At 48.1% G+C, this 20,686-nt stretch carries 16 protein-coding genes; all 16 read right to left on the bottom strand.

What is annotated here, in order from left to right; all coding sequences use genetic code 11:
- Positions 1-37: 37 nt before the first annotated feature.
- Positions 38-2,317 (bottom strand): Stk1 family PASTA domain-containing Ser/Thr kinase, encoded by a 2,280-nt coding sequence (pknB, locus tag ACWGXJ_RS15580; RefSeq protein WP_452567109.1) that lies wholly within the window; start codon positions 2,315-2,317, stop codon positions 38-40.
- Positions 2,314-3,090 carry a Stp1/IreP family PP2C-type Ser/Thr phosphatase gene (locus tag ACWGXJ_RS15585; protein WP_452567110.1) on the bottom strand — a complete coding sequence of 259 codons (777 nt, stop codon included), beginning with the start codon at positions 3,088-3,090 and terminating at the stop codon, positions 2,314-2,316. The genes pknB and ACWGXJ_RS15585 overlap by 4 nt, the downstream gene beginning before the upstream one ends.
- Before the next feature lie 6 nt (positions 3,091-3,096).
- A complete protein-coding gene (rlmN, locus tag ACWGXJ_RS15590) occupies positions 3,097-4,137 on the bottom strand; it encodes a 23S rRNA (adenine(2503)-C(2))-methyltransferase RlmN (protein ID WP_013310887.1) in 1,041 nt (346 codons plus the stop codon).
- 187 nt (positions 4,138-4,324) lie between these two features.
- On the bottom strand, positions 4,325-5,740 hold the full coding sequence (rsmB, locus tag ACWGXJ_RS15595) for a 16S rRNA (cytosine(967)-C(5))-methyltransferase RsmB (protein ID WP_452567111.1): 1,416 nt from the start codon (positions 5,738-5,740) through the stop codon (positions 4,325-4,327).
- Positions 5,737-6,696, bottom strand: coding sequence for a methionyl-tRNA formyltransferase (gene fmt / locus ACWGXJ_RS15600; protein WP_452567112.1), 960 nt, complete (start codon positions 6,694-6,696; stop codon positions 5,737-5,739). The genes rsmB and fmt overlap by 4 nt, the downstream gene beginning before the upstream one ends.
- A 6-nt stretch (positions 6,697-6,702) precedes the next feature.
- The gene (gene def / locus ACWGXJ_RS15605) at positions 6,703-7,200 is read right to left on the bottom strand and encodes a peptide deformylase (RefSeq protein ID WP_452567113.1); all 498 of its coding nucleotides are present in this window, start codon (positions 7,198-7,200) and stop codon (positions 6,703-6,705) included.
- Between the two features lie 132 nt (positions 7,201-7,332).
- Positions 7,333-9,909 (bottom strand): primosomal protein N', encoded by a 2,577-nt coding sequence (gene priA, locus ACWGXJ_RS15610; protein ID WP_028540561.1) that lies wholly within the window; start codon positions 9,907-9,909, stop codon positions 7,333-7,335.
- A complete protein-coding gene (gene coaBC, locus ACWGXJ_RS15615; RefSeq protein WP_452567114.1) occupies positions 9,909-11,213 on the bottom strand; it encodes a bifunctional phosphopantothenoylcysteine decarboxylase/phosphopantothenate--cysteine ligase CoaBC in 1,305 nt (434 codons plus the stop codon). Before coaBC ends, priA begins: the two co-directional genes overlap by 1 nt.
- A 90-nt stretch (positions 11,214-11,303) precedes the next feature.
- Positions 11,304-11,507 carry a DNA-directed RNA polymerase subunit omega gene (gene rpoZ, locus ACWGXJ_RS15620; RefSeq protein WP_013310893.1) on the bottom strand — a complete coding sequence of 68 codons (204 nt, stop codon included), beginning with the start codon at positions 11,505-11,507 and terminating at the stop codon, positions 11,304-11,306.
- A 122-nt stretch (positions 11,508-11,629) separates the two neighbouring features.
- Complete coding sequence (gene gmk / locus ACWGXJ_RS15625) at positions 11,630-12,202, bottom strand: guanylate kinase (protein WP_013310894.1); 573 nt, start codon at positions 12,200-12,202, stop codon at positions 11,630-11,632.
- Between the two features lie 14 nt (positions 12,203-12,216).
- Positions 12,217-12,477, bottom strand: a complete 261-nt coding sequence (gene remA / locus ACWGXJ_RS15630) for an extracellular matrix/biofilm regulator RemA (protein ID WP_005548256.1) — start codon at positions 12,475-12,477, stop codon at positions 12,217-12,219.
- Between the two features lie 56 nt (positions 12,478-12,533).
- Positions 12,534-13,421 (bottom strand): YicC/YloC family endoribonuclease, encoded by an 888-nt coding sequence (locus tag ACWGXJ_RS15635; RefSeq protein ID WP_013310895.1) that lies wholly within the window; start codon positions 13,419-13,421, stop codon positions 12,534-12,536.
- 35 nt (positions 13,422-13,456) lie between these two features.
- The gene (locus tag ACWGXJ_RS15640) at positions 13,457-15,343 is read right to left on the bottom strand and encodes a bifunctional homocysteine S-methyltransferase/methylenetetrahydrofolate reductase (RefSeq protein WP_348620017.1); all 1,887 of its coding nucleotides are present in this window, start codon (positions 15,341-15,343) and stop codon (positions 13,457-13,459) included.
- Positions 15,344-15,490: 147 nt separating this feature from the next.
- Positions 15,491-16,513, bottom strand: coding sequence for a hypothetical protein (locus ACWGXJ_RS15645; protein ID WP_254325343.1), 1,023 nt, complete (start codon positions 16,511-16,513; stop codon positions 15,491-15,493).
- 396 nt (positions 16,514-16,909) lie between these two features.
- Positions 16,910-17,743 (bottom strand): diaminopimelate epimerase, encoded by an 834-nt coding sequence (dapF, locus tag ACWGXJ_RS15650; RefSeq protein ID WP_452567115.1) that lies wholly within the window; start codon positions 17,741-17,743, stop codon positions 16,910-16,912.
- A 109-nt stretch (positions 17,744-17,852) separates the two neighbouring features.
- Positions 17,853-20,651 (bottom strand): calcium-translocating P-type ATPase, SERCA-type, encoded by a 2,799-nt coding sequence (locus tag ACWGXJ_RS15655; RefSeq protein ID WP_452567116.1) that lies wholly within the window; start codon positions 20,649-20,651, stop codon positions 17,853-17,855.
- Positions 20,652-20,686: the final 35 nt, after the last annotated feature.

Below are 20,686 nucleotides of genomic sequence, written 5' to 3' on the forward strand. Positions count from 1 at the left end.
TTGCGTATAGCAGGTTGAGCATCTTCCTATTGCAAGTTTACTGATGCTGAACAGCCTCAATCACTTTTTCCTTCTTTTTGTGGGAAGCGTGGCCTGGGTTGTTTTTATAACTAACCGCCAACTCACTGCGCGTCCCCCCCGTGGAATTCGTTCCAGGAACAAAGGCGGAAGGGTCACCATTACTTCCCGTGCCCTCCTGATTGTTCAAGTCTCCTCCACTATTACCACTATCATTAGAAGCTCCCCCGCTATCACCTTCCTCGCCGTTTCCACTTCCATTCTGCGAGGAAGTACCATCAGGTGTATCCGTTGGTGAAGTTCCGGCAGGCGGAGCAATTTGGGGCATCGTCACCGTTCCATTTTTCGCCTCAATATATGAGACTGGATACGTATCAATAAAGTCGCCATCTCTAAATACTGAGACAACACTGTCTTTGTTCGGAGCCATTAGCAGGTTGATAGTGAACACCTGTGTCGTATTAATCGTACGGCTTCCCCATTCCTGATTTTCTCCACGTGCATCCGTATAAGTGATACGAATTTTGCTGTTTTTCCCCTCTTCCTTGGGCGCAACAGGCACATTAAATGCCAGCGTAATCGCTTCTGGCGGGTAACCAGTACTTACATAAATCGTAATTTCCGTATTTGGTGGCAGCTCACTGCCTGCCTCTGACGGCCATTGTTTGGTTACTCTTCCTTTTTCCTGCTCATAGCTAAATTCTTCTTTAATCGAGCCAACCTTCAGTCCTGCCTTTTTGACCTCATTTTCCGCTTGACTCTGCGTCTTCCCTACGAGACTTGGCATTTTTACAGTGTCAGCTCCCTTGCTGACTGTAAGCACAACCTGGACTGAATCCTTATCAAATGGTTCATTTGCAGCGGGTGTCTGACTAAGGACGGTCCCTGCGGCCTGATCACTGAACTGCTCATTTTGCTGAATCTGCGTCTCCTTAATTTGCTGGGCGGTCAGCAGCTTAACAGCATTCTCGTAGCTTTGGCCTTTGACATCAGGCATCGGGCTGAGCGGCTTGGCAATCCCGACTTTCAGACTAATCTTGGTTCCTTCCTTGACTAAAGAATCTGCAGGATAGCTTTGATAAAATACAACTCCAGGCGCGATTCCTTCTTTGTATTCATGCTGGATTGGCTCCTCAATGAGTAGCCCCGCTTTACTGAGATTAACCTTCGCTTGGTCTTCTGTTTGTGTCAATACACCTGGTACTTTTACCTCAGGCACGACCAGTACACTTTGCACATAGTACACCACTCCGCCCATGCACAGAAGTAACACCAACACTAGTGTTACCCACAAAATCGCTTTTTTTTTATTTTTCTTGGACGATTGCTTGCTCGGAAGCTGTTCAGACTCACGCGGTTGAGCAGGTACATCATCCCCGCTAGAAGACATCCCTAATTGTTGAGGCTTAATAGCCGGAATAACCCGTGTTTGATCCTCATCATCCAAATGTGTAAACTCCAGCTTGGATTCATTACGCCGTCCCGGCAGCAAACAGGTTTCCAAATCTTTTAGCATCTCGTCTGCCGATTGATAACGCTCTTCTGGATTTTTGCGCATGGATTTTAGAATGACATTTTCCACACTTTGCGGAATCAACGGATTAATTTTACGCGGTTCCTCAAATTCCTCTTGCAAATGCTTGAGCGCTACACTAATTGGACTTTCTCCGAGGAAAGGGAGCTGCGCCGTCAGCATTTGATATAAGACAATACCTAAAGAATATAAGTCCGATTTTTCGCCGGTGACGACACCCTTTGCATGCTCAGGTGAAAAATAATGAACAGAACCTACAACAGAACCCGTCTGGGTAATGGTCGTTGACGTAACGGCTCTAGCAATCCCAAAATCGGTTACCTTAACCCGTCCATTACGTCCAATTAATATATTATGAGGCTTAATGTCTCGGTGAATAATCTGATTTTGATGGGCATGCTCCAGCGCATCACAAATCTGGGATGCAATCCGTACTGCTTCATCCACTTGCAATGGCGCACGTTCTTTAATAATCTCATTCAAATTTTTACCTTCGATGCACTCCATTACAATATAATGGATTTCATCCTCTTGGCCGACATCATAAATACTGACCACATTCGAATGCGAAAGCGAGGCCGCAGACTGCGCCTCACGCCGAAACCGGCGAATAAATTCCTCATCATGAACAAATTGCTGGCGCAACACTTTAACTGCAACATTGCGATTCAGCAAAATGTCTTGAGCCTTATACACCAGCGCCATACCGCCGCCACCGATGCGCTCAATAATTTCGTATCTTCCCCCTAGCAGGTGCCCGATCATGCGTCACACCCCTTTTCACTCAATGAAACCGTGTCATCGGGCAATTCAAACAAAGCCACAGTAATGTTATCGTCTCCTCCGGCAAGCAGCGCCAGATGTAGCAGACGATCCGCACGCTCCTCCAAAGGATTCTCTGCGGCACCTACTACTTTACTGATTTGTTCTTCCGTTACCAGATTGCTTAATCCGTCGCTACACAGTAACAGTACATCGCCTTTTTCCAGCGCAATGGAGTCAATATCCACTTTCACCTCAGAATCAGTGCCCAGCGCCCGAGTCAGCACATTGCGACGGGGATGGTTCTCCCGTTCTTCCTTACTGATCTGACCGTTTTTGAACAGCTCATTAACCAAAGTATGGTCTTCTGTAAGCTGACGTACCGCTCCTTTAGACACGACATAGGCGCGACTGTCACCGATATGTCCGATAATTCCGGATGCGTCGTTTAGTAAAACCGCAACAACTGTCGTTCCCATATTATGATACTTTTCGTCGCGTGCAGCCGTCTGGAAGATGACTTCATTGGCATGCAAAATAGCGTCGCTGAGCGCCGCCGTCAAAGAATGTGCGGATAATCCGCTCTCCAGCGTCGCCAAATCAGCGGCAAGTGTCTCTACCGCAAGGCGGCTGGCCGTATCACCGGCCAAATGCCCCCCCATACCATCGGCAACAATCCCAAGAATATAGCCTTGCTCTAAGTGCCTGATCCAGGCAGAATCCTCATTCACCGAACGTACACGTCCGACATGGCTGACATGAACTGTTTTGATCAAATGGTTTCACCCCAACTCCATATGCTTTGCACGCAACTGACCACAGGCAGCGGCAATATCGTGACCCTGTTCACGCCGGATCGTCACATTGACGCCTTTTTCGGCAAGTATACGTTGAAAATTAAAAATATCGCTACGCGATGTGCGCACATACTTGCGCTCAGGCACATGGTTGACTGGAATCAAATTGACGTGACACAGCATGTCCTTTAACACATCCGCTAGCTCTTCAGCATGTTCTGCCTGATCGTTTACCCCGCCAATCAGGGCATATTCAAACGAAATTCTCCGCCCCGTCTTAGCAAGATAGTAACGTAGAGAATCCATAACATCTTTAAAGGGATAACGCCGATTTACAGGCATCAGCTTCGAACGAAGCGCATCATTAGGCGCATGAATGGATATTGCCAGATTAATCTGGGTATCCTCGTCGGCAAATTTATAAATATTCGGTACAATACCGCTAGTCGACACCGTGATATGACGTTGACCAATGTTCAGACCTTTTTCATGAACCATTGTACGCAAAAACGTCATGGTCGCTTCATAGTTTTCAAAAGGCTCGCCTGAGCCCATAATCACGATGCTGCTCACTCGTTCATTCGTTTTATCCAAAATTTTCTGAGCCTGTACTACCTGTGCAGTAATTTCACCAGCTGTCAGGTTCCGTTTGAGGCCTCCGAGCGTCGATGCGCAGAAAGTGCAACCAATCCGGCATCCCACTTGCGTCGTTACACAAATACTGTTTCCGTAATTGTGTCTCATAATGACCGTTTCAATGGCATGATCATCGTGCAAACCGAACAGGAATTTTACTGTACCGTCCTTTGATTCCAACTTTGTAATTTCACTAAGCGTCACAAAACTAAATTGCTCCTCAAGCTTCTCTCTCAGCGCCTTGGACAAATTCGTCATCTCGCTGAAATCATTGACCCGCTTCACATACAGCCAGTCAAAAATTTGTCCGCCACGAAAAGCAGGCTCGCCATTGTTCTTGGCCCAGTCCTGAAGCTCCTCCAGAGTTAAATCATATATAAAAGGTTTCATCAATGTTTGCACCCGTTCCTTCTTCATTAAGTTCTGTTTGATCGTAGATCGTATTTTTCATTCTTCCTATTTTAGCACAAATCCCTGGAGGGGTAAAAATTTTTCATCTTCATGCAAAAAACCGCCGGAAATGTTCCGGCGGAATGTGGAAATACTGGTGGGAAGCTGCCTGGAATTCTCTTCCGCGCTATTTCACCCGACGCAGGCGCGCGATATAAAACCCGTCGCTGTGAAAATGCTGCGGTAACAGCTGTACCGAGCCTCCCTGAATACTATCCTTTTCGTGGCTCACGTCCGGGAAGGAATGACCCTCTGCCAATTCATACTCTGGATGTTCGCTTAAAAACTGAGTCAATTGTCCTTCATTTTCGTCCGGTTCAATCGTGCATGTGCTATACACCAGAATACCACCTGGCTTCAACAATCCCGCCACACTATCCAGCAACTCATGCTGAAGCTGTGTAATGTCGCGAACATCCTGCGCAGTTTTGCTCCAACGCAGGTCCGGTTTACGACGAATTACTCCAAAGCCAGAGCATGGCGCATCCAGTAAAATACGGTCAAAAGAAGCTGGAGCATAGCGTTCTTTCAGTTCTAGCGCATCACCAGTGACTGTTTCCACAGCATCCAGGCCAAGTCGATTAGCCTGTTCACGGATTAATTGATGCTTATGGGCATGCAGATCATTCGCAACTATCCGGCCTTGATCCTTCATCAGCTCGGCCATATGAGCTGTTTTTCCACCTGGAGCGGCACAGCAATCCAGTACCAGCATGCCAGGCTCAGGAGCGACTGCTTCGGCAACGAGCATGGAGCTTTCATCCTGTACGGACAGCAAGCCGTCCGTATACCACGAGGTAAGCGCCATATTTCCACCGCTACGAACAACAATCCCATAGGGACTAACTGCGGAAGGAACGGCATCAAGCCCTTTTGAGCGCATCTCGTCCAGCAGCTGATCACGGCTGGTCATTGTCGTATTCACCCGTACGCTGACCGCAGGGGGCTCATTATTAGCCTGACAGATAGCCTCAGCAGTATCTGCACCGTATTGCTTAATCCAGCGCTTAACCAGCCACTGTGGATGGGAATGTTCTAATGAAATCCGTTCCTCTGGTGACAAATCATCAGGAATACGCAGCTTGTCCGGCTCACGCAACATGCTGCGTAGCACGCCGTTGACCATACCGGAAATCCCCTGATGCCCACGACGTTTGGCAATGGTCACCGCTTCACTAACGACTGCATGATCCGGAACTCGATCCAGATACACCATCTGATACACACTCATCCGCAGCAACGAACGTACCCAAGCCTGAAGCTTGGCCGTTCCTTTTTGAACAAATTTATTCAGGAAATAATCTAGTGTATTTCGGCGTGCGATTGTACCATATACAAGTTCCGTCGCCAAACCAGCGTCACTTGCAGATAAACCTGCCTGTTGAAGCCGACGATTTAGCTCAAGATTGCTATATGCACCCTCTTGCTCCACACCGGTCAACACATCAAGTGCAACTTCCCGCGCCGTCTGATTGCGAGTCTTGCCGGATCTGACACCCACTCCCTTGCCTTGGCCTCCCTGGCGGGAGTGACTCCCGCTCATCCGAGCACCGTGCCTGGCTTCATCTGTCCGCCGCGTGCAAAGGTTCCGGCATCCATAACCTTTTTGCCAGCCGGTTGAACCTGAGTCAGCCAAAGAGTTCCTTCGCCTGTCTGCACCTCAATGCCACGAGCAGTCAATTGAAGAACCGTTCCGGGTGCTGGAACATTTGAGCCACTCACTTCACTGTTTATGAAAGGCTGCTCAGCAGCCCAAATTTTAAAAACATTTTCCTCCCAAAGCGTAAACGCACCGGAAAAAGGAACCAGGCCGCGAATCCGGTTGTATATCTGCTGAGCATTGTCACTCCACGAAATACGCTCATCCTCGCGGTTCAGGTTCGGGGCATAAGTTGCCTCGTCCTCGTTTTGCGGCGTACGGTCTGATTGGCCTGCCAGCAACTTAGGCAGCTCGTCCTGCAAAAGCTTTGCTCCAGCTACGCTTAGCTTCTCAAAAATAGTACCAGAGGTATCCTCCGGCTCTATAGCAACCTCAACTCGCGATATCATATCGCCAGTGTCCAGTCCTTCCGCCATATACATCAGCGTCACACCCGTCACAGTTTCACCATTAATAATCGCACGCTGGATCGGTGCACCTCCCCGATAACGGGGAAGTAACGAACCATGCACATTCAGACAGCCGAACCGAGGCAGGTCTAGTACGGACTTAGGCAAAATTTGCCCATAGGCTGCGGTTACGATCAGATCAGGACGCAGCTCTGCCACCTGAGCCACCGCTTCTGGCTGGCGCAGGCGGGTCGGTTGCAGTACAGGTAATCCGCGTTTTTCTGCCGCTTCCTTGACTGGTGTAGGCATCAATATTTTTTTTCGTCCCTGTGGCTTATCGGGCTGTGTAATCACACCAACCACGTTATAACCGTTATCCAGTAACATGTTCAGCGATGGCACTGCAAACTCAGGCGTACCCATAAAGATAATACGAATGTCTTGACTCATCGAACCTCACTCTCCTATCTGACGGTTCGGTCCTGGCTGTTCCAGCGCAACCTCATATACTTTTTCTGCAATATCCGTGAACAAAATTCCATTTAAATGGTCAATTTCATGCTGAAAAGCACGAGAAAGCAACCCTGTCGCTGTAACGGTAATGGTTTTACCCTCGCGGTCCATTCCCTTGACTGTAACCTTCTCGGCACGACGCACATCCCCGTTCAACCCTGGTATACTCAGGCAGCCTTCAGGACCCAATTCCTCCCCTTCTTCGGCCACGATCTCTGGATTGATCATTTTAATCAAACCATGCTCATCTCCAGCATCTACAACGATGAGACGCTTCAAAATACCTACTTGCGGAGCAGCAAGACCTACTCCCTCCGCTTCATACATCGTATCTGCCATATCGTCGAGCAGCTTTTGCACGTTAGGCGTAATTTTAGTGACTTCCTTTGCTACTTTGTGCAATACGTCATCCGGCTCCAACACTATAATTCTAATTGACATGACAACAGAACACCTTCCTCTTTATGCTTCATTTAGGCCTAACTGTATTCATCACAAACGCGACTGCTACATTATCCTATGTACGGACGGCTTGTCCGCATTAATTGTGCTAATAACTTTTGTGGCAACACTCTACATAAGCATTTGCGGATCAACATCCAGACTAATCAGCAACTTTTGTGCCTGTGCGGATTCGGCCATTTCATCAGCTACTTGCTGAGCCAAACTAATCGCATCGATATTTCCACGCCATTTTATCATACATTGAAATCGGTATCTATTCTTGATTCTCGAAATGGGTGAAGCTACTGGTCCCAAAATGTCGAGTACATCCGATGTAAGACGATCCATATTCCCGAACCAGCCCCGTTGTCTGGCCCGTCCCTGTAGTGTTGCTGAATAATTCTCAGCCAGTCGGACCAGCACCGGGAGTTGTTCATGAGAAAAGGTCACCAAAATAAGACGACAATATGGTGGATAGTGCAAATTGCGGCGGTGTTTCAATTCTTCCCTCACAAAAGAAGCATAATCATGGCGACTTGCGTGAATCACCGAATAATGCTCTGGAGTATAGGATTGTACAAATACTTCCCCTGGCAATTGATGTCTCCCAGCACGTCCAGCTACTTGTGTTAACAGCTGAAAAGTCTTTTCCGCGGCCCGAAAATCCGGTAAATTGAGAGCCGAATCCGCAGTAATGACACCAACCAGTGTCACATCGGGAAAGTCCAGGCCTTTGGCAACCATTTGAGTACCGAGCAGCACGTCCGCTTTTTTATCACGAAATTGCTTGAGGAGCTTTTCGTGGGCATTTTTTTCTGTTGTTGTATCAACATCCATTCGAACAACACGTATACCGGGGAATAGCTTCGCCAGCTCTTCCTCCACTCGCTGGGTACCTGTACCGAAATAGCGAATATGCTCACTACCGCACTCAGGACAAGTCTGAGGCACGGGCTCGGAATAGCCACAGTAATGGCAACGTAAATTGTTCGACCGCTGATGATACGTAAGCGAAATATCACAATGCGGACAACCCGCGACATAGCCACAGCTACGGCACATGACGAACGTGGAGTGCCCACGCCGATTCAACAGGAGTACCGTCTGCTCCTTACGCTCTAACCGCTCTGCAATTCCATTATGCAACGCACGGCTGAACATAGAGCGGTTGCCAGCACGCAGTTCCTCACGCATATCCATGATATGTACTTCGGGTAACGTGTTCCCCAATGCGCGAGTTGGCATTTCAAGCAGCAACGGCGCAAACTCGTCGTTGCTTTGTGAGCGAGCTGCATAGTAGCTTTCCAGCGACGGTGTAGCCGAGCCGAGAATAACAACAGCCCCATGCTGATGGGCTCTGCGAATGGCGACATCACGCGCATGATATTTAGGTGTCTCTTCCTGCTTATAGGACGTTTCGTGCTCCTCATCCATAATAATAAGACCTAACTCACGAAAAGGCGCAAATACTGCCGAGCGAGCACCAATCGCCACTTTCACACGGCCTTCGCGTATTTTGCGCCACTCATCGTACCGTTCCCCCCCGGACAACCTACTGTGCATCACTGCTACCTGATCGCCAAACCGGCCTTTAAAACGCTCCACCATTTGTGGGGTTAACGATATTTCAGGTACCAGCACAATGGCCTGTCGATTCTGCTCGATACAACGCTGAATCGTCTGTAGATAGATTTCCGTCTTACCGCTCCCTGTGACTCCATGCAACAAATAAGCTCCTTGCTCACGCGTGTCCAGCTGGCGAATAATGCGTTCATAAACCGACTGCTGCTCTGCTGTGAGAGGGAGTGGCTCTGTAGGCTTGAAGTGTCTGCCCCGGTAGGGGTCGCGGAACACTTCGACATCCTCCAGCAACACATAGCCCTTATCTTCCAGCGCCTTAACCGTTGCAGCCGAGACACTCAGTGAGGTCATGACTTCCTTCAGCGACAAAGGCAGAAACTCGCTACGTTCCAGCAAAAAAGCAAGTACCTCCCGCTGACGTTGCGCTTTGGCAGAAAATTGCTCCAGCGCCGTTGATGCCTCGTCTATGCCAATAGCCAGATCAACGGATTTCATGGTCTTTTTGCCAAGTTTGTCTTTGATAACTTGACTTTCCTGAAGCACACCCCGGCGTAACAGGGATTTAATAACCTCTGCTTCCTCAGGGAAACGTCGACTGAGTTGCTGCAATGGGACTTGCTCCTTCTCCTGAATGAAGCTAACAATCCGACGCTCCGTCGGATCACTCATACCATCGTCGGTCAGAAGTGCCCATTCGAGCTCATCGCCCTGATTCGGTTGTATAGTACGTTGTGGATGCGTTAACTCATGCTGTTCCGCAATTGAGATATAGCGTTCTGCTTTGCCCTTGAGCGCGGTAGGAATCATCACTTGCAGTGCCATAATTTGATTACAAGCATAACGTTCGCTCATCCATTTGCCCAGTTCGACTAGGTCGGCAGATAAGGGTGGTACCAAATCCAGCAGTTCCTGGATCGCTCTCATTCTGTATTTCGGTGGATCATCAGCTGGGACTACCGAGATGACAAAAGCCTGCACCGTCCGTTTGCCAAATGGCACAGCTACCCGACTACCCGGCTCAATCCAAGGTCTCATTGAGTCTGGTATCAGATAATCGAAGGTGCGGTCCGTATCCTTGGCAGGTACATCGACAATGACCTTGGCAACTAAATTGCCCGTCTCCATTAATGCAGCACCCCACCCATGCGTCCCGCGGCTATAGTAAGCAACTTACGCGCGACTTCTTCCTTTGACTGTACAGGAATACGCTCTACGATCCCGCTTCGGTCATAAATTTGAACAGCATTCGTATCGATGCCAAAACCAGCACCATTCACAGTTACATCGTTTGCCGCGATCAAATCACAATTTTTACGTTCTAATTTATCTATCGCATACGTCTCCAAATGTTCGGTTTCAGCTGCAAATCCAATTAAAAATTGATGTTTCTTACTCCGTCCGAGTGATTCTAAAATATCGACGTTCTTCACTAGCTCTAGCGTAAATACACTATCTTTTTTCTTGATCTTGGTCTGTGCAATCTCACGTGGTCGATAATCTGCAACTGCAGCAGCCATAACGACCATATCGCTCGTTTCCCATTGTTTTAATACAGCGTCGTACATATCTTCAGCTGACTGGACTCTTTCAAGCATAATACCAGTAGGCGGTTCCGCGCTGGTATTGGCAGCAATCAAGTGCACCTCTGCACCCATCTCCTGAGCCACCTTTGCAATGGCAAAGCCCATTTTGCCAGATGAATCATTTGTGATATAACGTACTGGATCAATTCGCTCGATCGTGCCTCCAGCCGTTACAATGACTTTTTTGCCTGAAAGCACCGATTCATTCTCATTCACAAGTGACTCAGGCATTTGAGCCTCCATAGATTCGTCACCAAACCATCGTGGTTCAGACTTGATGGTGGTTTTTTGTTCCTGAGCTTGCTGATCAAAAAAATGCTCTATGGTTTGCACAATTGTGTCCGGCTCTTCCAAACGTCCTTTGCCAACGTAACCGCAAGCCAGTAATCCTTCACCAGGCTCAATCATCTTCACGCCACGTGATACAAGCGTCTCCATATTTTGCATGACTGCGGGATGAGTGTACATATGTACATTCATCGCAGGTGCCACCATAATAGGCGCTGTTGTAGCCAACAACGTTGTAGACAGCATATCATCAGCAAGACCATGCGCCATTTTCCCGATAATATTCGCAGTTGCAGGAGCAACAAGCACCAAATCAGCCGCATCCGCCAGATGAATATGGGATACGACTGATGGCTCTCTTTCATCAAATGTGTCACTGTACACCGGATTACGAGAGAGCGACTGCAGCGTAAGTTCGGTAATAAACTCCTTGGCAGAGGCCGTCATAATCACATGAACATCGGCGCCCTTTTGCGTCAACCTACTACACAGCGCTGCCCCTTTGTAAGCAGCAATTCCGCCAGTTATACCAAGAATAATAACTTTTCCCTTCAACATCGTTAACTCCCCCTGACCTAAAAAAATAACAACCTTGCGGTTGTCAAAGGAATTGGCATTGCGCCCGGTTATAATAGTTGTGTATAATTCTTACTCGTCTTCGCCGCTTTCAAGACGCAGATGATCCGCGTAAATCTCTTCCAACGCCACTCCAACCTGTTTGTGGGATTTAGGATTCTTGAGAGTCGTCTTTTCACCCTCGCGCAACTGTCTGGCACGACGTGAAGCCGCTACAACCAACGAATACTTACTATCTGCCTTTTTCATCATTTCATCAATGGAAGGATACAGCACGAATAGACACCTCTTCATGTAGTTTTGGGACTGTATAAGCTGAACTCCAGTGTACACCTTCAAGCTCAGCTTATACAGTATTATTTCTCTTTAAGTACGCTTGGCATATGTAAAGCCCTCGTTTAAGGATGAACCTTACAATGTTCGGCGATAATAATGGATTCTATTCGTTTACAAGCGAAATCAATCTCATCATTGACGACCGCATAATCATAGTGACGCAACAAATTCATTTCATCCACAGCTACCGACATACGGTGGTCTATGGTCGCTTGAGTTTCTGTGCCCCGTCCCCGGATTCTATCCTTTAATTCGTCTAGCGAAGGCGGAAGCAGAAAAATGAATATGCCTTCTGGAAATTTTTCTTTAACCTTTAGCGCTCCCTGAACTTCAATCTCCAGAAAAATATCTTTTCCCTGCGCAAGGGTCTGATCTACAAAATCACGTGGAGTACCATAATAGTTCCCTACATACTCAGCATACTCCAGCATTTCATCTCGTTCAATCATACCCAAAAATTCTTCACGCGTTTTAAAAAAATAGGTCACTCCATCCTGTTCGCCTGAACGAGGTGTTCGAGTTGTAGCAGAAACGGAGTATGTTATCTCTGGTAGCTTGTCACGCAATGCGTTGCCTACCGTCCCTTTACCGACACCCGAAGGTCCGGATATTACAAATAATAATCCCTTAGCCATAGTACACTCCATTTTTATTCGTCATTGTCATCATCTTTAGTGGATAGGCGATGAGCGACCGTCTCCGGCTGCACCGCAGACAGGATTACATGATCACTGTCTGTAATAATAACAGCCCGCGTCCGGCGGCCATAGGTAGCATCAATTAGCATATGACGGTCCCTGGCTTCCTGTATAATCCGCTTGATCGGAGCAGACTCCGGACTGACGATGGAGATAATTCGGTTGGCCGACACGATATTGCCGAAACCAATATTGATCAATTTGATTGCCATATTCAGGTCTTTCCCCCTATACATGTGACTCTTGCAGCCGTGCCGCTACCAGGTAGCTACTCAATATTTGCAGCCTGCTCACGAATTTTCTCGAGCTCTGCTTTCATCTCAACGACCAAATTAACCAATGTGAGATGATTAGCCTTGGAGCCGATCGTGTTGACTTCCCTGTTCATTTCCTGGATTAAAAAATCTAATTTGCGACCGGCCGGCTCGTCTGACAGCAGCAATCCCTTGCACTGTCCAAAGTGACTTTGAAGCCGGGTAAGTTCCTCGTCAATATTGCTGCGATCCGCGAATAACGCAATCTCCATTCCGAACTTATGTTCATCAAGCGTAAATGAACCGTCCTGAAGCTCTTTAAGCCTGTGTTTCAGCCTGTTACGGTAGTCGCTCACAACATGAGGAGCCAGCACCGTCATTTCATGATGCAGAGATTCCAGACGTAAAATACGGGATTCCACATCTTGCGCCAAATGCCCGCCTTCTCGTCTTCTCATCTCCAGTAAACCTTGCAAAGCTTCATTCAAAGCCCGCTGTAGTTGCTCTTCCCAGTCCTCTTCATCTCCATGGCAAGCCTCTCCAGGCTCACCCAGAACGTCAGGCAAAGCAAGAATATCGCTTATCCCTAACGTTCCTTTCACTCCATAACGATCCGCCAGCTGCTCCGCTGCATGCAGGTAAGCCTGCACCACAGTGTCATTCAACCGCGCGGCGGGCATCTGTTCTTCATCGCGTTCCCTGTGGATGAAGACATCGATACGACCGCGTTTAATCTGCTGTTGAACCGTTCTTCTCAAGCCATCTTCGTATCGAGTCCATTCGCGCGGAATTCTCATCATCACTTCGCAATAGCGGTGATTCACCGATTTCAATTCCAAGCGCACTTTATAGCCCTCATAATGAAGGATGGCTTGACCGTATCCGGTCATACTCAATGACATCGGCATCACATCCATTATACTATTGTAATTGATTATTATAGTCGAAACAAGGGGGCCTGTGCACGGCCTGATTTTTGCCATACGTAAGAAGTCAGTTCAGCTGTCATTTCATAGAACATAAATGGAGTCATAAAATAGATTCCATTAAAATGTTCCATTGCCGTATCGAGTAACTCCTTGGCAATAGACACGCCCATTGCTCGTCCTTCCGGACCCTCAAGACCAGACATACGTGCACGTACCTCATCGGATAACTGAATCCCTGGTACTTCATTGTGCAAGTATTCTGCATTGCGCCCACTAGCCAGCGGCATAATACCGATAAAAATCGGTACTTCCAAATGTCGTGTCGCTTCCGCGATGGCTGCAATCAACTCGTGGTCGTATACGGGCTGAGTCATAACATAATCGGCTCCGGAGGCAATTTTCTTCTCCAACCGCTGTACGGCTTTACCCAAATGCTTGACATTAGGATTAAATGCGGCACCTACCACAAAATTAGCCTTCTGCTTCAGTGGCTTACCGGAAAATGCGACACCATCATTTAATTGCTTGATCATGCGTATGATTTCAAAAGAGGTCATATCATACACCGAACTGGCGCCTGGCAAATCACCGAACCGCGCCGGATCTCCAGTAACCGCCAGTACATGGTCAATACCGAGCGCGTCAAAACCCATCATGTGGGATTGAGTACCAATCAGATTGCGATCACGACATGCTATATGAATTAATGGGCGCAAGCCTGTTTCAATACTGACCAAATGTCCAAGCGCCATGTTGCTCATGCGAGTGACTGCAAGCGAGTTGTCAGCTAGTGTAAGCGCGTCGGCCCCTGCTTTCTTCAATGCATGAGCACCTTGCATAAACCTTGTAATGTCTAGATCGCGTGGAGGATCCAGTTCTACAATGACCGTATGTCGTTCCTTAACCAGATCCACAATATTGGGCTCGCTGGTATGTCTGCCATTTCCTCGTTCCTCTTCATCTGCAATCTGCTCTGCCACTTGAAAGGACTCTTTCGACAAAGCTTCTTTTGAAGCCAGCGGAGGCGGTTGCAAACGGTTCAAGGCTTTGGAGATAGCTGCAATATGGTCCGGTGTAGTTCCGCAGCAACCACCGAGCAGCCTCGTCCCCAGGTCTACAAAGGACTTGGCACATTCTCCAAAATATTCAGGTGATGCACCGTATACATAGTGACCGTCCACATAATCTGCTAGTCCTGCATTCGGATATACGGACAGCGGTACAGACAAAGGGCCGTCCAGCTGCTCCATTACACTCATAATTCCCTGCGGACCCGAGTGACAGTTAAATCCAAGGATGTCTGCCCCCTCATTACGCAGCACCGAAAAAGCTTCCGCCACCAAAAAACCATCTTGGGTACGACCAACCTGATCAACTGCAAACTGACAAATTACCGGAATGTCACTGTATTTACGTACACTGTGAAGCGCAATGCGTATTTCATCCAGTGAATAAAACGTTTCGCACAAAATGCCGTCGACTCCTTCGGAGAGAAGGGCATCAATTTGCTGCTCATAGTTTCTTGCCAGCTCCAGCTTTGATATGTTAAGCCGTTTGCCCCCACATATGGAACCCACCGCACCTACCACATAATGTTCAGGTCCGGCCGCAGCTCTGGCAATTCTCACACCGGCACGATTGATCTCTTCTACCTTAGATTCCAAACCAAACCGGGCTAACTTATAATCATTTGCAGAAAATGTATTAGTCTCCAGCAATCGAGCTCCTGCACTTAAATATTGACCATGCACGTCTGATATAACGTCAGGCGAAGTGATGTTCAGTTCTTCGAAAGACGTATTTACTGGAAATCCTAGCTGGTATAAAAAAGTCCCCATTGCGCCGTCTCCGACAATAATTTCACGATTCAGCACAGTACGCAAATCCGGTTTCATGTCCTCTGCTCCACCCCGCTCTTTATTTTCATACTAATGTAACATAAAGAGACTACAAACATAAGCCAAAAACAAAAAAAGCCGCCCCACTCCCCGACAATATGATATCAGGAGTGAAGCGGCTTAATTTATCTTTTCTATTTCCTACTACATTTTCCCATCGGAAGAATGGAGAGAGTAAGCGTAAAAAGTCCCTTTTTTATTCACTTTAGCCACAATAGAATCCGTTCCCTTTTGCTGCTTGGAGAACGTATATTGATTCCCTTGAACTTTCACTTTATAGCCGGTCAAATTGATATTAAACAACATCTGAGCCTTGGGCTTGACTAGCTTCAAAGCTTCTGAGGCAGTATATTTCGGGCTTGCAAATGTTTTTTTGAAATCTGCGTCATCGTTCCAGTCTACCCCATAGGTGGATACGGCCAGCACTTTACCGGTTACCGCGCTAATTTTGACCTCACTCGCCTCGTTTGCATCCTCAAACGACCAGTATGAAAGTCCCTTCGTCTCGTCCTTGTACCGTGAAGCGTGCTGTACCTTGATTCGCTGTCCACTCACACGCTTAAATGTGTTCATTGCACGGTTCAGTAACACAGGGTCCACCCGCTTCAGGGCATAGTCCGCGTTGATGGTAATAGCGTTACCTCGATCCACATCCACATACAACGAGGAAGCTTGTTCTCCTGCACCCCAAAACACCCAGTAATTTGAAGGCTTGTTGGACTGATAAGGGGATTTGACCCGCCAAAATGCTTCAAATTGCAGAGGACGCTTGCTGTCAAACGCTTTGGCGCTGTTTAGCACTTTCGTCTTGAGTGGCGCGTTCATCGCCTTTCCCAAGCTGCTTATTTTATATCGTATGGTTGTAGAATCCACTCTGTTTTTTTCTTTATTATATTCTGTCTGCAACGTAGCAGTTCCGTCTTCCAGTTCGCCCTCTACAATCCAGGTTTTCCCCATATCTGTCACATCGTCAAATTGAAATGCTGTCTTTGAACCAATGAGTTCTTGCACCGCTTTTTCTAAACGGCTTACCACTGTCGGAGTTAGCGAGCCAACCTGCTTGTCCGTCGTTTCCGCGGCAGCAGGAATGGTCGCCGCCTGAACCGGAAGCGCGGTGGCTACAAATATGAGGACTGCAACTGCTGAAATCCAACGAAATTTCCGCACTATGAACGGCCTCCTTATTGTTTTTTCATTTTCTATATTATACATCGTTCAGGCGCCAAAAAAAGACAGAATATTGCCTTCTTCATCGTATTCCTTGTATACAGGGGCATGTAAGTCCAAAAAAAGAAGACCTCTAAGGTCTTCTCAGGCTGTCGAGAAACCCCCTGTTTTTTTAATGAGGTTTAAAATGGTCATTTTGATCAATTAAAAATGGGTCCTCAGATCGTTTTAAATCGATTTTTGTTTTAAAAGTTGAGTCTCCCCAAATAAAAAATAAAGTGCCGGAAAGTCCTTTGGACTTTCTCGACACTCTGAGAAGACCTCTAAGGTCTTCTTTTCACTCACTTCTATACGATTCATAGGCCAGTTACACGCTATCTTTATAATTCACATGATTCAGAACAGACGACCTTCGTACACGATCTCAGCCGGGCCCGTCATATATATGTGATTATCTTCCTCGCTCCATTCGATATCCAGATCGCCGCCCTTCAGGCTTACAATGGCGTGACGGTCGCTGTATCCGTTTAGTACAGAAGCAACAAGCGTAGCACAGGCTCCGGTTCCACAAGCTAGCGTTGGTCCGGCTCCCCTCTCCCATACTCTCATATCTATATGCTTCCGGCTACGTACCGTGGCGAACTCAACATTTGTTTTTTTAGGGAACAACGGATGGCATTCCAGCTTCGGCCCCCAGGCTTCCAGATCAAAGCTTGGCGCATCCTCCACATAAATGACACAGTGCGGATTCCCCATAGATACAGCCGTAAAGCGAAAACCACTTCCTCCAGCTTCAATAGGCTCGTTAATTACCCTAGTCCGCTCTAGTGTAGTTGGAATTTTCAAACCCTCAAGAATCGGCTCTCCCATATCTACCTTCACCATACGAACAAGTCCGTTCTCTACAGTTAGTTCCACCTGCTGCACACCTGCGCCCAGGGTCTCGATCGTGATCTGTTCACGGTTGATATGTTTACGGTCATATACGTATTTGGCAGCACAACGGATAGCATTACCACATTGCTCGGCCTCCGAGCCGTCCGAGTTAATGATGCGCATGCAGAAATCCGCTTTTTCTGACGGCAATATATATACCAACCCATCGGCGCCAACACCAAAATGTCGATCACATAGCCGAACAGCTAATTCCGAGGCGTCAGACGGCAAATCCTGATGCCCAAACCAAACGATAAAATCATTACCTAGACCGTTCATTTTTGTGAATTCCATAGCTTACCTCCGCCGTTGCTGCTGATATCATGTTCCTCATGAAGCTTTGATCCCATGATATCATACAGGGCAACAGTGGGAAAGCGATGCGGTATGCATGACCCGATTACTAGGCTGAAAACTTCGTACGTCCTGCTGAAAAGTGTGTATTTCCGCCGCGACGACGGTTGCGTCGACCGCCCCATACACTTCCCGCTCCCATAAGAAACGTAGGAATCCCGGCTGCCACAATGGATAGCGCCCACTCACGCAATCCAAGCGGTACCGTTTTGAAAATAGGTTGCAGCACAGGCACGTACATAACCACCAGCATTAGCACTACGGAGGAGAGCACGGCAAGCACGAGATAACTATTTTGAAACGGATTACGATGGAAAATAGAACGGGAACTGCGGCAATCAAATACATGAATTAACTGTGCCAAGACTAGCGTAGCAAAGGCAACGGACTGTGCTTTGATCAATTGTCCTGCGTCATCCGGTGCAATACGTAATGTCAGCCAGAAGGCCGCTAGCGTACATAAACCAATCAACAAGCCACGACTAATGATTTTCCAGCCCAATCGACGAGCAAAAATATTTTCCTTTGCGCCACGAGGTTTGTGCTCCATAAGATCCTTTTCTGGCTGGTCCACCCCCAGAGCCATCGCTGGTAGTCCATCTGTCACCAGATTCACCCATAAAATCTGGATCGGTAACAAAGGTAATGGCAACCCGGCCATCATGGCAAAAAACATCGTCAAAATCTCACCAACATTGGAGGCGAGTAGATAACGGATAAATTTGCGGATATTCTCGTAAATATTCCGTCCTTCCTCAATTGCGGCTACAATGGTTGAGAAATTATCATCACTCAGAACAAGCGCAGCCGCTTCTTTGGTCACGTCCGTCCCCGTAATGCCCATGGCAATACCGATGTCCGACGCCTTTATCGCTGGAGCGTCATTGACACCATCTCCGGTCATGGCTACGACATGTCCGCGTCTTTGCAGCGACTTAACGATCCGTAGCTTGTGCTCCGGTGAAACTCGTGCATACACAGAGACAGTATCAACGGCTTTGTCCAGCGCCGCATCATCCATCGCAGACAATTCCTGTCCTGTCAACACATGGGATCCGCGCTGAAGAATGCCCAGCTGCTGTGCAATGGCCTCTGCAGTTGTACCGTGATCTCCGGTAATCATCACAGTGCGAATGCCAGCACGACGGCACTTGCCAATGGCTTCGCGAACCTCACGACGTGGCGGATCAATCATGCCTGTCAGCCCAATAAAGATCAGCTGTGCTTCAGCCTCCTCAACCGTGGAGACACGCTCATGCGAGCGGATATCACGGTAAGCGACACCAAGTACACGTAGCGCCTCCGAGGCCATTGCTTCGTTAGCCGCCAGTACCTTTTGGCGCAACGTACCCGTTAACGGAACGACATTTCCTTCCCATAAAATGTAGGAACACTGACCCAGCAGTACATCCGGGGCACCTTTGGCAAAGACAATGTGTCCTCCCTGGTGGCGTACGAGTACCGACATTCGCTTCCGATCCGAGTCAAAAGGAAATTCTCGGTCCCTTGTGTACAGCTCATATAGCCCTTGTCGCGTGACTCCGCCCTTGGCAGCTAACGTGATCAGCGCTCCTTCCGTCGGATCACCCTTCAGTTCCCAAACGGCGGACGGCGTCGGCTCTTTGGTTTTCTTTTTCGAACGTAGCTCCTCTGTATCGGCTTGAACAATTTCCGCATTGTTGCAAAGCACACTGGCTTGCAGTAGTCTACGCAGAGATTGTCCGTTTTTAAGATCGGCAGGAAGGTCTCTGTCCATAATATGCCCGTGTGGGTCATAGCCCTCTCCCGTAACTCCCCAGAAACGACCGTCCAGCCATAGCTTGGTGACTGTCATTTTATTTTGGGTCAGGGTACCCGTTTTGTCGGAACAAATGACAGATGCACAGCCGAGCGTTTCAACAGAAGGCAGCTTACGTACAATCGCCTTTCGTTTAATCATACGCTGCACACCCAATGCGAGCGCAATCGTCACAATAGCTGGCAACCCTTCCGGTATAGCCGCCACAGCCAAGCTCACTCCAGCCAAGAACATGCTCATGGCTGGCTGTCCATGTAAAATGCCTGCTACGACAACGAGCACCGTTAGCGCCAACGCTACGATAATCAAAATTTTGCCCAATTGCTCCAATCTGTGCTGCAACGGTGTCTCCTGCGACTCCGTATTTTCAATCAAGTCTGCGATCTTACCCATTTCGGTACTCATACCTGTACGTATAACCATTCCTTGTGCGGTTCCTCTGGTCATCATCGTGCCCATAAAACCGATGTTTTTTTGATCCCCGAGTGGTACTTCGGCGGCATGAATAGGGCGGCAATGCTTACTCACCGGAACTGATTCACCTGTCAGGGCGGACTCCTCTACATCACAGCCGTTCGTACTCAACCACCTTACATCTGCGGGAATGCGATCACCACTTTCCAGCAGCACAATATCACCCGGCACCAGTTCTCTGGCCTGAACTTGAATTCGTTTGCCGCCCCGCAACACTTTGGCGGTTGGGGCCGACAGTTGTCTCAAAGCTCGCAATGAACGCTCAGCTCTGAATTCTTGTACAAAGCCGAGAATTCCATTCAGTACAACAATAGCTATAATGGTGATCGCGTCCAAATATTCGCCAAGCAGTCCGGATATCAGGGTCGCTCCCATCAATACAAGCATCATAAAATCCTTGAACTGATTGAGCAGCAGCAAGATTGCCGAAACTCGCTTCCCCTCGCTCAGCTCATTCCATCCTGACCTTTCTCTTCGTTCCGCAAGCTGTTCCTCCGAAAGACCCTGCTTCGGGTCGACTTCCAGACTTGTTGAAAGCTGTTCATTGCTTAATTGGTGCCAGTGTGCTTGTTCCATTCTCCCCAATTCCCTCCCGGTCAGATAGTCCGTTT

Source organism: Paenibacillus sp. S33 (assembly GCF_053615415.1).